Origin of the sequence: Pseudomonas sp. (assembly GCF_049590575.1) — a bacterium.
Taxonomy (GTDB): Bacteria; Pseudomonadota; Gammaproteobacteria; order Pseudomonadales; family Pseudomonadaceae; genus Aquipseudomonas.
In genome coordinates, this window is the sequence record NZ_JBAWDE010000181.1 from 1 (window position 1) to 12,385 (window position 12,385).

General features: G+C 52.6%; 11 protein-coding genes and 1 pseudogene. 4 read left to right on the forward strand and 8 right to left on the reverse strand.

All coding sequences use genetic code 11. The features are described 5' to 3' along the window. The 7 genes from WBR57_RS12635 to WBR57_RS12665 form a co-directional block, all read right to left on the reverse strand. The coding region (locus WBR57_RS12635) for a UbiA family prenyltransferase (protein WP_424084120.1) at positions 1 to 505 on the reverse strand (505 nt) is incomplete at its 3' end. 11 nt (positions 506 to 516) lie between these two features. Beyond that, on the reverse strand, positions 517 to 858 hold the full coding sequence (cyoD, locus tag WBR57_RS12640) for a cytochrome o ubiquinol oxidase subunit IV (protein ID WP_010206434.1): 342 nt from the start codon (positions 856 to 858) through the stop codon (positions 517 to 519). Further along, the gene (locus WBR57_RS12645) at positions 858 to 1,484 is read right to left on the reverse strand and encodes a cytochrome o ubiquinol oxidase subunit III (RefSeq protein WP_154950127.1); all 627 of its coding nucleotides are present in this window, start codon (positions 1,482 to 1,484) and stop codon (positions 858 to 860) included. Before WBR57_RS12645 ends, cyoD begins: the two co-directional genes overlap by 1 nt. Before the next feature lie 3 nt (positions 1,485 to 1,487). Further along, entirely contained in the window at positions 1,488 to 3,506 is a 2,019-nt protein-coding gene (gene cyoB, locus WBR57_RS12650) for a cytochrome o ubiquinol oxidase subunit I (RefSeq protein WP_424084121.1), read from the reverse strand. Between the two features lie 3 nt (positions 3,507 to 3,509). Continuing rightward, complete coding sequence (gene cyoA, locus WBR57_RS12655; protein ID WP_122540848.1) at positions 3,510 to 4,448, reverse strand: ubiquinol oxidase subunit II; 939 nt, start codon at positions 4,446 to 4,448, stop codon at positions 3,510 to 3,512. 861 nt (positions 4,449 to 5,309) lie between these two features. Further along, complete coding sequence (locus tag WBR57_RS12660; RefSeq protein ID WP_122540849.1) at positions 5,310 to 5,801, reverse strand: DUF934 domain-containing protein; 492 nt, start codon at positions 5,799 to 5,801, stop codon at positions 5,310 to 5,312. Beyond that, on the reverse strand, positions 5,788 to 7,785 hold the full coding sequence (locus WBR57_RS12665) for a DUF2849 domain-containing protein (protein ID WP_122540850.1): 1,998 nt from the start codon (positions 7,783 to 7,785) through the stop codon (positions 5,788 to 5,790). The genes WBR57_RS12660 and WBR57_RS12665 overlap by 14 nt, the downstream gene beginning before the upstream one ends. A gap of 238 nt (positions 7,786 to 8,023) precedes the next feature. Between WBR57_RS12665 and WBR57_RS12670 the strand changes: the two genes are divergently transcribed. Continuing rightward, on the forward strand, positions 8,024 to 9,400 hold the full coding sequence (locus tag WBR57_RS12670; protein ID WP_122540851.1) for a PLP-dependent aminotransferase family protein: 1,377 nt from the start codon (positions 8,024 to 8,026) through the stop codon (positions 9,398 to 9,400). A gap of 287 nt (positions 9,401 to 9,687) precedes the next feature. After that, a pseudogene (locus tag WBR57_RS12675) lies at positions 9,688 to 10,621 on the forward strand (IS3 family transposase); the annotation flags it as partial. Positions 10,622 to 10,711: 90 nt separating this feature from the next. On the opposite strand, the gene WBR57_RS12680 reads toward WBR57_RS12675, so the two are convergent. After that, positions 10,712 to 11,014, reverse strand: a complete 303-nt coding sequence (locus tag WBR57_RS12680) for a ribbon-helix-helix domain-containing protein (protein ID WP_122488463.1) — start codon at positions 11,012 to 11,014, stop codon at positions 10,712 to 10,714. A 258-nt stretch (positions 11,015 to 11,272) separates the two neighbouring features. Here WBR57_RS12680 and WBR57_RS12685 point away from each other — a divergent pair, with 258 nt between their 5' ends. Together WBR57_RS12685 and WBR57_RS12690 are read left to right on the forward strand one after the other, a co-directional pair. Continuing rightward, positions 11,273 to 11,665 carry a VOC family protein gene (locus WBR57_RS12685; RefSeq protein ID WP_154950125.1) on the forward strand — a complete coding sequence of 131 codons (393 nt, stop codon included), beginning with the start codon at positions 11,273 to 11,275 and terminating at the stop codon, positions 11,663 to 11,665. A gap of 154 nt (positions 11,666 to 11,819) precedes the next feature. Beyond that, on the forward strand, positions 11,820 to 12,380 hold the full coding sequence (locus tag WBR57_RS12690) for a tat (twin-arginine translocation) pathway signal sequence (RefSeq protein WP_154950124.1): 561 nt from the start codon (positions 11,820 to 11,822) through the stop codon (positions 12,378 to 12,380). The last annotated feature ends 5 nt before the right edge of the window (positions 12,381 to 12,385 follow it).

The following is a 12,385-nucleotide window of genomic DNA, read 5'->3' on the forward strand; positions in this document are numbered from 1 at the left end:
ACATCACCAGTAGCGTCAGCGCGGCCATGTCGAAGCTATTGGTTACAGCCACATAACCAATCACCGGCGGCATCGCCCCCGACAGACTGCCCACCAGCGTGCCGTGAACCGACTTGCGCTTGAGGTAGAGGCTGTAGAGGCCGACGTAGATGACAAAGCCGATCACGGCAAACAGCGCCGCCAACGGGTTGGCCACCTTGTACAACAGCACTACACCGGCAACACCCAGGACGGTCGCAAAGATCAGCGCCAGTTTCAGGGAAACAAGGCCCTGGACCAACGCGCGATTCTTGGTGCGCTCCATCTTGATATCGATGTCACGGTCGATGCAGTTGTTGAACACACATCCGGAAGCTACCACCAGGGACGTGCCGATCATTGCAGCCAGGAAGATGGCCAGATCGACATGTCCCTTGGAGGCCAGGAAGAAACCGCCCGCCACAGAAAGCACGTTACCGAAAATGATCCCCGGTTTGGTGATTTGGATAAAGTGCTTACGCGACATCGGGTCTTACCTCACTTCGCCATCATGAACGTATGGATGCTGAACATGATCCATATCGACAAGCCAACCAGCAGCAGGATTACTAAGCCTGCGAACACGAACGCAATCACGTTATCGCGCTGCTCTTTGGAACGGTCCAGGTGCAGGAAGTACACCAGGTGAACCAGAACCTGAATCACCGCGAACGCCAACACGATCATCAAGGTGATCGACTTCGGCAGGGTCGGGTACATCACCAGACCGAACGGGATGAGGGTCAGGATGACCGACAGGATGAAGCCGATGGCGTACGACTTAACGCTGCCGTGGCTCGCATCATGGCTGTCATGGTCATGGGAGTGTGCATTAGCCATTACAGAGTCCCCATCAAGTAGACGACGGTGAAGACGCAGATCCAGACCACGTCCAGGAAGTGCCAGAACAGGCTCAGGCAGCTCAGGCGAGTCTTGTTGGTGTTGGTCAGGCCGTGTTTATTGACCTGATACATCATCACCGCCATCCACAGCAGCCCGGCCGTCACGTGCAGACCGTGGGTGCCGACCAGCGTGAAGAACGCCGACAGGAAACCGGAACGGTGCGGGCCGTAGCCTTCGGAGATCAGCAGGTGGAACTCGTTGATCTCCATGCCGATGAAGCCCAGGCCGAACAGGAAGGTCAGGCCCAGCCAGGTCAGCACGCCTTTCTTGTTGCCCTTGTAGAAGGCCAACATGGCGAAGCCGTAGGTGATCGAACTGAACAACAGCAAGGTGGTTTCGCCGAGCACGTAAGGCAGTTCGAAGATGTCGTGGCCCGACGGGCCACCCGCTACGTTGTTTACCAGTACCGCGTACACCGCGAAGATCGACGCAAACAAGATGCAGTCGGTCATCAGGTAGAGCCAGAAACCGAAGACGGTTATTGGCCCCGAGTCGTGGTGATGGTCATCGTGCCCATGGTCATCGACATGGGCGTGTCCAGCATTGGTCACTAAGTTCGACATGGTTTAAGCCTGTTCCAACGAGGTTTCTACACGGTTGGCCGGGATCTTCTTCTCGGCTACCAGGCGAGCGTGCTGCTCGGCTTCGATGCGTTCGATCGTCTCGACCGGCACCATGTAGCCTTGATCATCACGGGCAGCGTGAACGATGAAGTAGCCGATGGTGCCCACCAGGCTCACGATGGCCAGCCACCAGATGTGCCAGATCATTGCGAAACCGAATACGGTCAACAGCGCACCCATCACAACGCCGGTAGCGGTGTTGTTAGGCATGTGGATCGGTTCGTAACGCGCAGGCTTCTGGTACGCAGTACCGTCTTCCTTGGCTTCGGTGAACGGATCGATGCTGTCAGCCTTAGGCAGTACGGCAAAGTTGTAGAACGGCGGTGGCGACGAGGTCGACCATTCCAGGGTGTGTGCATTCCATGGGTCGCCGGATTCGCACATATTCTGCTTGCGATCACGCACGCTGACATACAGCTGGATCAGCTGGCAGGCGATGCCCACAGCAATCATCACTGCACCGACCATGGCGACGTACAGGTACGGCACCCACTCAGGGTTGGTCGTGGCGTTCAGACGACGGGTCATGCCCATGAAGCCCAACGCGTAGAGCGGCATGAACGCGACGAAGAAGCCCGAGATCCAGAACCAGAATGCAGCCTTGCCCCAGCCTTCGTGCAGCTTGAAGCCGAACGCTTTCGGGAAGTAGAAGCTGAAACCAGCGATGTAGCCGAATACCGCGCCGCCGATGATCACGTTGTGGAAGTGAGCGATCACGAACAGGCTGTTGTGCAGGACGAAGTCAGCACCCGGGATGGCCAGCAGTACGCCGGTCATGCCGCCGATGGCGAAGGTCACCATGAAGCCCAGGGTCCACAGGACCTGGCTGGTGATACGCAGGCGGCCGTGGTAGATGGTGAATAGCCAGTTAAATAGCTTCACCCCCGTCGGGATGGAAATCAGCATCGTCGCCAAGCCAAAGAAAGCGTTGACGCTTGCACCCGAACCCATGGTGAAGAAGTGGTGCAGCCACACCATGAAGCCCAGGACTGAAATACCACCGGATGCATAGACCATTGAGTGGTGACCGAACAGGCGCTTGCCGGAAAAGGTTGAGATCACTTCAGAGAAGATGCCGAAAGCTGGCAAGACCAATATGTATACTTCGGGATGACCCCAGGCCCAGAACAGGTTCACGTACATCATAGGATTGCCACCAAGTTCATTGGTGAAAATATGGAAATCCAGGTAACGATCAAGCGTCAGCAGAGCCAGGGTGGCGGTGAGAATCGGGAACGAGGCTACTACGAGGACATTAGCCCAGGTGCATGTCCAGGTGAAGATCGGCATGTCCATCAGTTTCATGCCAGGGGCGCGCATTTTCAAGACAGTGGCCAGGAAGTTGACCCCCGTCAGTGTCGTCCCGAGTCCTGATAACTGTAGCGCCCAGATGTAGTAGTCCACACCCACGCCAGGACTATATGCCAGACCGGAAAGTGGCGGATACGCAACCCAGCCAGTCTTGGCGAACTCGCCGACGCCGAGGGAAACGTTGATCAGCACAACGCCGGATACCAGCAGCCAGAAGCTCAGCGAGTTCAGGAACGGATACGCTACGTCACGCGCGCCGATTTGCAGAGGGACGATCAGATTCATCAGGCCAGTGAAGAATGGCATCGTCATGAAGATGATCATGATCACGCCGTGGGCGGTGAAGATCTGGTCATAGTGTTCAGGCGGCAGGTAGCCGGGCGAGCCCTCGGTGGCCATGGCCAACTGGGTACGCATCATGATGGCGTCGGCAAAACCACGCAGCAGCATGACCATGGCGACGATGACGTACATGACGCCGATTTTCTTGTGGTCGACCGACGTCAGCCACTCGGTCCACAGGTAGGACCACTTCTTGAAATAGGTGACACCCGCTACGAGTGCCAGACCACCCAGCGCGACCATGGCGATGGTCACCATTACGATCGGCTCGTGGAACGGGACCGCATCCCAACTTAATTTACCAAACATCGTTTACTCCTCTGCCCCAGCAATTGAATGCGAGCCCGTGTCAGAACCTTCAACCACTGCCACTTTTTTCTTCTCGTGCTTGACCGGATTGCCTGGCTTCATCCCTTCATACTTATCTATGATTTTCTGAAACAGGTCCGGCGTGTACGAGGAGTACAGCTCTACAGGGTTGTTCTGGCTTGGCTTGGCAAGGGCTTCGTATACAGCTCTTTCAAGCTGTTTTGGTGAGTTCTTGGCTTGTTGTACCCAGGCGTTGAAGTCCTCCTGAGTGGTTGCAATTGCTCTGAATTTCATGCCGGTAAAGCCCGCGCCACTGTAGTTGGCCGAGATACCGTCGAGCTCGGCGCTCTGGTTGGCAATCAGGTGCAGCTTAGTTTGCATGCCCGCCATCGCGTAGATCTGGCCACCCAGGCCCGGGATGAAGAACGAGTTCATCACCGCATCCGAGGTCACTTTGAAGTTGATCGGGGTGTTGGCCGGGAACACGATCTTGTTGACGGTCGCGATCCCCTGCTCGGGATAGATGAACAGCCACTTCCAATCCAGCGCGACAACTTCGATAGTGATTGGCGGCACGTCGGATTCCAGCGGACGGTACGGGTCTAGCTTGTGGGTCGACTTATAGGTGATGTAACCCAAGGTGATGATGATGAGGATTGGAACCAGCCACACCGCGATTTCGATCTTGGTTGAATGCGACCACTTAGGCGCGTAGGTAGCGCTGGTGTTCGACGCGCGGTATTTCCAAGCGAAGGCGAAGGTCATGATGATTACAGGGACCACGACCAGCAGCATCAGCAGGGTAGCGGCGAAGATCAGATTTCGCTGCTCCAGCCCGATCTGCCCCTTAGGATCGAACAAGGTCCATCTGCAGCCACTCAATAACATCATGCCGACCAATGGGAGTGAACCCAGTAAGCAACGGTACCTGTCCTTACTCATCTCTCGACCTCCAAAAACGGTGTGCAAAAGCCAGTAGTTTCAATGGCATACGCCGCAAAATGCTGCTTGAAAGGGCGCCGGTGCAGCCGCCACCGGGTATACCCAATCAGCTCAAGTTTCCCGACAGAAAGTGGCTAGAAACAACTCGGCGAATCCAGGATTAAGGAATCTCAAGGCTTGGTTTCACCTTGAATAGGATCAATTATGAAAAAATACCTTTAAAAAAGCGATCAATATTTTCACATTGATCGGTATTTCTGTTTCTTGATGAGCTCCGACCCTTCAGCCATGGAGGGATGTGTTGCCCTATACATAAACCTTCCTGAATGCATCCGACTGGGGTAGTCGTATTGGATGGGTATGAGATATTTATTAGCTGGTGAGCGGCTTTACCGCGCAGGATCCATCCTTCGGCTCAGCGGTATTGAGCTCCGATTGTGCCGAATACATCTTGGTCGCGAGCCATGTGGCTAATGACGGATTTCCAGCGAGGAAAAAGGGTATTGCTTCGAAACACGCGTACTTAATTTATATCTGAGTAGTAGGCGTCGGTTTCTACTGGGCGGCGGGCAGTCTTACAAAAAAATTACCATTCAATCTATGTCATTAGTACTAGATAATAAGGAGCGCCCAGTCAGGAGTTGCAGCATCAATTTGTTCAGCGTGTCTTCGAGACCTTATGGGTCAGCGACTCGATTTTTGCACTAAGTGCAAAAAGCCATGGGCATCACCTTTAAGTTTTCTAGTCGCCCTGATGCTTAAAATGAGCTAAAGTAAATGCTCTTTGATAACTGGTTTCTTATTATGAACCGCGTTCTAGGCTGCGCGGTGCTTTTAGTCTTTCTACGTGGGCGCGTTAGATCAAACGCCTCGTTTGAGCATACGATGAAGCAACGGGCTGGCATTTTCCGAAGTGTTTTCTGAAGTTGCAAGCCGAGTGAAGTCCCGCCATTGATCAACTGGGTGTGCGGTAGGTATTACTATTGAGGAGAAACCGCAAGACACAAGCATTCCAAGCACATCAGGAATGACAAATCCATAAGCGCGAATGTCACCACAATATGCGTAGCGTTTCCGAAGCTCCCTGCCGATAGTAAAACCTCGGCCATCTCGGAGCTTGGGAAATTCTACAATGACCATTGCAAAGTTGACTAGCAAATCTGCGACGTCAGGAAGGTTCACATCCGCAGGCAGCCTCAATCCCAAATCCAACCTACTAGGTATGGGGTGAACTTCCTTAAAAATTGTGGCGCTGATTATTTGATTAGGACGGTCGATATTAAATTCTTCCGCAGTACTGATCTCGGCCCATTCCTGAGGAAGAATGTCTCCTTCCATATTAATAACGGTCATTTATAACTCTCTTGAAGGGCTCAGAGCCGATCCGCCGATAGGTATCGATGAATTTCTCCCCATGCTGTCGTACGTCGATATAAATATTCACTATATCCTCCACCGCATCTACCACCTTGTCTGCAGGCAGGCCTCGACCCAATATCGAGCCAAGAGACGTCACCGCCCCATTGTCCCCTCCCAGGGTTATCTGATAAATCTCTTCCCCCCCTTTATCTGCTCCTAGCAGACCAATGTTGGCGATATGATGATGGCCGCAGGCATTAATACAGCCTGAGATGTTGAGATCTAGTTGGCCAATTTGGCGCTGACGAACAGGATCTGCGAAGCGTTTCGAAATGTCCTGCGCTATTGGAATCGAGCGAGCTAATGCGAGCCCACAGTAGTCTAAACCTGGACAAGAGATTGTGTCCGTGATTAGGCCGATATTAGCGGTAGCTAATCCCCTCTCGCTTAGACTTGTCCATAATTCGAAAAGCTGATCCTGCCGAACATGAGGAAGGACGAGGTTTTGCTGATGTGAAACTCGTAACTCGCCAAACGAAAATTTGTCAGCCAAGGCTGCCATAAAGTCCATTTCATCTGCCGAAATATCACCCGATATACCCCCCTCTGGTTTCAGCGAAATCACCGCGCAAATGTAGCCCATCATGCGGTGTGGATGGGTATTTGTGCTTATCCAGTGTTGAAAATGGCCAACTCCGTGCGCATCGACCTGTTGTGCAACGATAGGCGCCCTAACATCATAGTCAGGGGTAAGAAAACGATCAGTGAAGGCTTCAAGTATGGGGTCTGTGAGAACGGAGTATTCACTGGGCATCGATGAAAACTCACTTTCAATCATGGAAATAAAGTTTTCTACCTTCATCTCCTTGATCAGTATTTTTATTCGAGCTTTATAGATATTGTCTCTGCGACCTAAAGCATTATATACGCGGAGGATCGCCTCCACATAGCGAAGAAAATCGCGCACCGGCAACCATTCTCGAACTTTGGTTCCGATAATTGGGGTTCGACCTAAACCACCGCCTGCGTAAACTTCGAATCCTGCTTCACCTTGATCGTTTAGACGCCCAAGAATACCTATGTCATGAAAACGAACGGCCGCGCGGTCGACTCTGCTGCCGCTAAGAGCAATCTTAAATTTTCGTGGCAGGTAAGTAAATTCGGGATGATCGGTGGACCATTGTCTAAGGATCTCTGCGTACACCCGTGGATCTAATATTTCATCTGCCGCCGCTCCAGCGAAATGATCAATAGTTACATTTCGGACACAGTTTCCACTGGTTTGGATAGCATGAAGATCGGCTTCTGCGAGCACAGATAGAATATCCGCCGCTTCGCCCAATCGGGGCCAGTTAAACTGAATATTTTGGCGGGTGGTGAAGTGGCCATACCCTCTGTCGTAAGTACGTGCAACGTAAGCCAGTTGTCGCAGCTGTGAAGCACTTAATACTCCATACGGGATCGCAACACGGAGCATATAAGCATGCAGCTGGAGATACAGTCCATTCATTAAACGAAGCGGTTTGAACTCCTCTTCTGATAGTTCCCCCGAGAGTCGTCGAAGAATTTGACCTCTGAACTTATTCGCTCTGTCTCTCAAAAATTGCCTGTCGTACTCGTCGTAGCGGAAAATGCCTGCGAAGGGAGAGCGAGAGCTCTCAGAGGGAAGGGGCGAGGTAGGCCGGGAGAGCCTCCTTCCTGTTAACGCTGAAGGGCGCAAGTCTCGCCTGACGCTTGGGCCGCTGATGCGCATTTTTTCCCGATTTGCAGTAGGTATGCTGGTTTCTCTATCGACCTCAATCATCCTCACGTCGGTTGCACCGAGGAGGCAGGAGGCATCAAGTGCTACTTGATCGTCACAGTCCTCCACCTCAAATAAAAGCGGGTCGTGATAATGGGTGGACCAATCTCGACTGCTGTTCAACCATACTGGCGTTCCATCATCCAACCTGCTGGCAGTGAAAATTTTGGTTTTCAAGTTTCGCTCCGATCCAGTCAATTACTGGAATATACGATCAAAATGTACTTTATTCAATTCTGACGGATATTGATCGGATTTTCCATTTCTACGGATGGCTTTTTCTGAGGTGACGTCAGGTATCGAACTGAGCTGTTTACCCCGCAATATCAGGGGCCGTGCTATATTTTGGTGACTGGCGGAGCATGCTCCACATAAGCTTATTCTTAAAAAATCTAATATATCGCAGAGTCTCTCAATGCCTCAAACGAGTTGGTTGCCAGAAATTGGTGAGAAAGATCGGCCCGCTTATCTAGCGATTGCTGAAGCTATAGCTCGGGACATCACCTGCGGCCGTTTACGCCCTGGACAGATGCTTCCGCCGCAGAGGGCGATCGCCCACGCTATGAGCTTAGATTTCACTACGGTAAATAGAGCGTTTGCGGAGGCTCGCCGGCGCGGTCTGATAGAAGGGGTCATCGGTAGAGGGACGTTCGTCAAGGCTGGCAAGTTGATCGCAGAGGACTCAAGGCCGACCGATTTCTCTATGAGCGGGCCGCCGAAAATCGCGAGCGACGAGCTCGTAGAGCATCTCTGGACTGGAATTCAAGCACTCAAGGGCGATGGCCTGCTCGACCTACTACTCCGTTACAGATCTGCAGGGGGTAACCCTAGCCACCGGCAGGCGGGCTGTGCTTGGCTGCAGAGACGTCTGCCAGAGATTGTATCGGAACAGATATTTGTATGTGCCGGCATACAGGCCGCGTTAACAGCAGTACTAGGTATGTTGACAAAGCCCGGGGACACCATACTCGCGGAGGCGTTGACTTATCCCGGCATTCTGTCAATTGCTTCCCACTTGCGGTTGAAGGTAATACCAGTCGAAATGGATCGCGATGGCCTGCTGCCGGAGTCATTTGACGCGATGTGCAGGGCCCATCACCCTAAAGCGCTTTATTGCAACCCGACTATTCACAATCCGACCGCTTCGACCTTGGGAGTGGGGCGGCGTCAAGCGTTAGCAGTCCTGGCAATAAAGCACGGGGTCGCAATTATCGAAGACGACGCACAAGGGCATCTGCCCAATAGCCCGCCACCACCTATTGCGACGTTTGCACCGCAGCTTGTCTATTATATTTCAGGACTGGCCAAATGTGTTTCCCCTGCACTCAAAGTGGCTTATCTGGTAATTCCGGATTTGCGTAAGCAGGACCAAATGGAGGGTACGCTTAAGAGTCTGGCTGGCGGAGCATCTCCAATTACTGCCGAAATCGCCAGTCAGTGGATATTCAGCGGCACCGCTGAAGCGGTGCTTAGTGAAATCAGAAACGAAATGCACGCTAGATTCCAAATACTGCGAAAGGTTTTTCCTGCTTCGAGAGTAACGGCGGACGCTTATGGAATACATGCTTGGCTTCAATTACCTGAGTCTTGGACAAACGGTGTATTTTGCGACAGGTCGCGCGCTTTGGGTTTGGGGATCGTGGGATCAGATGCTTTTTCACTCGGTAAGCAGCCCGAGGGTGTCAGATTAGCGCTCGGATCCGCCGCAGATCGGGTTTCTTTGGAGCAAAGTCTTCTCTCCATATTTGAAATGCTTGAGCTAGATCCTCGGGGCTCGAGTTCGATCATATGAGCCTCTACGGCAGACTTGAGGCGTTCAATTTCCGGCGCTGCAAACCCGGTGATGGCGTTTGTGAGAGTAAGCCCTGATAGTACGTGCGGCAGAATGCGATCGCACGCTAGCTTACTAAGTCAATTGCCATAAGTGCCTTAGATGCTTCACCGATTAAGATTGTCCAATCGTTGGATCATCGTAACCGTCCGGGCAACACACCTTCCTGACACCATCGCTTGAGGCGATGGTGTCCACCTAAATATGATCTGCCCCCCAAATGTTGGACTTCAACATTGAGGGGTGTCATGAAAAAGTACACAGAGCAGGCGAAGTTGTCGGTTGTTGAAGATTACTGCTCGGGCAGCGCAGGTCACAGAGAGGTCGCGCATCGTCACGGAGTCATGCTTCATCGCTGCGAAAGTGGATTTCGGCATATCAGGCGCTTGGTGCCGCAGGCCTCAAAAGTAAGAGAAAGAAGAACTACAGCCCTGAGTTCAAGCTGAAAGTATTGCAGCGCATGCAAGAGGAAGAGCTGTCCTATCGCCAAGTCGCTGTCTTGTTTGATATCCGGAAATCCGACATCATTGGCGAATGGGAGCGCAGGTATGATGAAGGCGGTTCGGAGGCCTTGTCCCGGCAGCCAGAAAGCGGACTTCACAATAAAATGACAACCCCCATCCCGTCCATTCAGCTTGACTCTTCGGATGACGAAGCTCGTTCGCGTGATGATTCGCTGGCCGAATTGAGCCAGCTGCGGATGGAAATTGCTTATTTAAAAAAGCTCGATGCCTTGGTTCAAGCGAAGGAACAAGCTGCGCACCGGAAAAAGCGCAAATCGTGATTGAACTGAGGCAGGAGCACCCTCTGGGAGGCCTTCTGAAATTGGCGGGCTTGGCCCGTAGCACCTTTTACTATCACCAAAAGGTGCAGCAAGCCGTTGATGAATACGCGGTGCTGAAGACCAGAATTCGCTCAGTTTTTGACGAGCACAAAGGCCGATATGGCTATCGTCGCATCACTGCTGCCGTTCGGCGAGCTGGTCACCTTATGAACCACAAGACTGTTCAGCGCCTCATGGGCGAGCTTCAGTTGAAAAGCCGTGTGGGCATAAAGAAATACCGCGCCTATAGAGGCGAAGAGGGTCTGGTAGCGCCGAACTTGCTCCAGCGGAAGTTCGATGCCAAACGACCGAATCAGAAATGGGTAACCGATGTGACGGACTTTCGGGTTGGCGGGCAGAATCGTAGGAGGTGTTTGGTCCGGTTCTGGCCATCAGCGCTTTTCACACTGAGGACGCGACGGTGCAGTGAGTGCGCAGATAAGCCGCTATCAGCCTGTCTTTTCCACCAGCGTTAGGGCGCTTACGTTCTGGCGCTTCTGGCTGAGGTAGCGGATGCAGCACACCCTCAAAAATGAAGCAAAATTCACCACTTCACCGCGGTAGTCCATAATTTCCTGGTGCAACTGACTAATGAGTTGGTTGGTGGTTTGTCCATCTGCCGCGGCAATTTCGGTCAACACATCCCAGAACTGATTCTCCAACCGCAGCGTGGTCACCACGCCGCTGATGCGCAGTGAGCGAGTACGCGACTCATACAGAATCGGATCGGCTTTTACGTAGAGCTCACACATGGCGTACCTCCAGAGGTTTTGGCGAAATATTGCGTCTGTCAGGCCGGGCAGCATAGCGTGAGACGCGCGAGACTTGACGCTACCCTAGCGCCTCGGATGGCTCAGCGGGTAACAATGACCTATTACATATGGGTTTCTGTGCAGTCGTCGATGACACAGCATAGCCAGCTATTACCCACGCATTAATTGAACTTTTTATGATTGGCCTAGTTTCACCGTGATTCTCTACGCCACGATCAAAAGAGCGACGGGTATAACATGCTTAAATTCATTCACGCGATGATCAGAGTTTCCGATCTGCAACGTTCTCTGAACTTCTACCAGCGCGCGCTGGGGTTGAAAGAAACCCACCGATTGGAATTCGAAGATTTTACCCTCGTGTACCTTCGCGATATCAATAGCGGTGCCGAAGTCGAACTTACCTGGAATAAAGGCGTTGCAGCCTATGACATGGGAAATGCGTACGGCCATCTCGCGTTCGTGACCGACGATTTGAACGCGCTGCACGCCACGCTTACGGGCTTGGAGGTTGCGCCGACACCGATAAAAGAATTCAAACGTGACGGTATTCTGCTCGCCAGGTTTTTCTTCATTCAGGATCCTGACGGTTACAAAATCGAACTGTTGCAGAAGGGTGGACATTACCAATGAGGCGGCTGAAGGTCTTCTAAATAGGAACTTTTTTCATCATCTTCTCAGGCGATTACGCTCAAATTTAAAGTAGTAGCTCGCTATTACCAGCGCCCCAAAGCGCACCCGTAGAATCGACATGTGATTTCCTAATAACAATAACAAGGAGACATTCATGAGCGACCTCAAAGTCAGTCGACGCCGTTTTCTTCATGCCAGCGGTGGTCTGCTATTGGGTACCCTGATGTTCACCGCAGGTCCCATTGCACTGATTGCGCCAAGCCAGAGCTGGGCGTTGGAAATGCACGTCCTCAGCAGCACGCTAGGCTCCCAGCTGCTGCTGATGATTCGACGAATTTATCCTCACGACACTATGGAGGACGCTGTCTATGCCTTTGCGGTGAAGGCGCTGGATGAGCGTGCCGCCAAGGATCCTTCCGTAACACCTCTACTCCTCAAAGGCTTTGCTCAGTTGGACCAGAGATCCGCCGCCGGCTGGATGAAATTGGCGGAAGCCGAGCAAGTCCGGCTGCTGGTCGAGATCCAGGACAGTGATTTCTTCAAGCTGGTCAAGGGTGCTGCCGTCAACGCGCTCTACAGCAATGAACTGGCCTACAAGCATTTTGGCTACGAAGGCGCTTCGTTCCCGAAGGGGGGCTACTTGATGCGCGGCTTCGACGATCTTCAATGGCTGCCATCGCCACCCGCAATCGCCAGCCCAGCAGCTTTCTCCTGAGGAGT

Excerpts from the sequence above, each read along its gene's own strand:
- cyoD (WP_010206434.1), bottom strand. The coding sequence starts at position 858 with ATGGCTAATGCACACTCCCATGACCATGACAGCCATGATGCGAGCCAC.
- WBR57_RS12645 (WP_154950127.1), bottom strand. The coding sequence starts at position 1,484 with ATGTCGAACTTAGTGACCAATGCTGGACACGCCCATGTCGATGACCAT.
- cyoB (WP_424084121.1), bottom strand. The coding sequence starts at position 3,506 with ATGTTTGGTAAATTAAGTTGGGATGCGGTCCCGTTCCACGAGCCGATC.
- cyoA (WP_122540848.1), bottom strand. The coding sequence starts at position 4,448 with ATGAGTAAGGACAGGTACCGTTGCTTACTGGGTTCACTCCCATTGGTC.
- WBR57_RS12660 (WP_122540849.1), bottom strand. The coding sequence starts at position 5,801 with ATGACCGTTATTAATATGGAAGGAGACATTCTTCCTCAGGAATGGGCC.
- WBR57_RS12670 (WP_122540851.1), top strand. The coding sequence starts at position 8,024 with ATGCCTCAAACGAGTTGGTTGCCAGAAATTGGTGAGAAAGATCGGCCC.
- WBR57_RS12680 (WP_122488463.1), bottom strand. The coding sequence starts at position 11,014 with ATGTGTGAGCTCTACGTAAAAGCCGATCCGATTCTGTATGAGTCGCGT.
- WBR57_RS12685 (WP_154950125.1), top strand. The coding sequence starts at position 11,273 with ATGCTTAAATTCATTCACGCGATGATCAGAGTTTCCGATCTGCAACGT.
- WBR57_RS12690 (WP_154950124.1), top strand. The coding sequence starts at position 11,820 with ATGAGCGACCTCAAAGTCAGTCGACGCCGTTTTCTTCATGCCAGCGGT.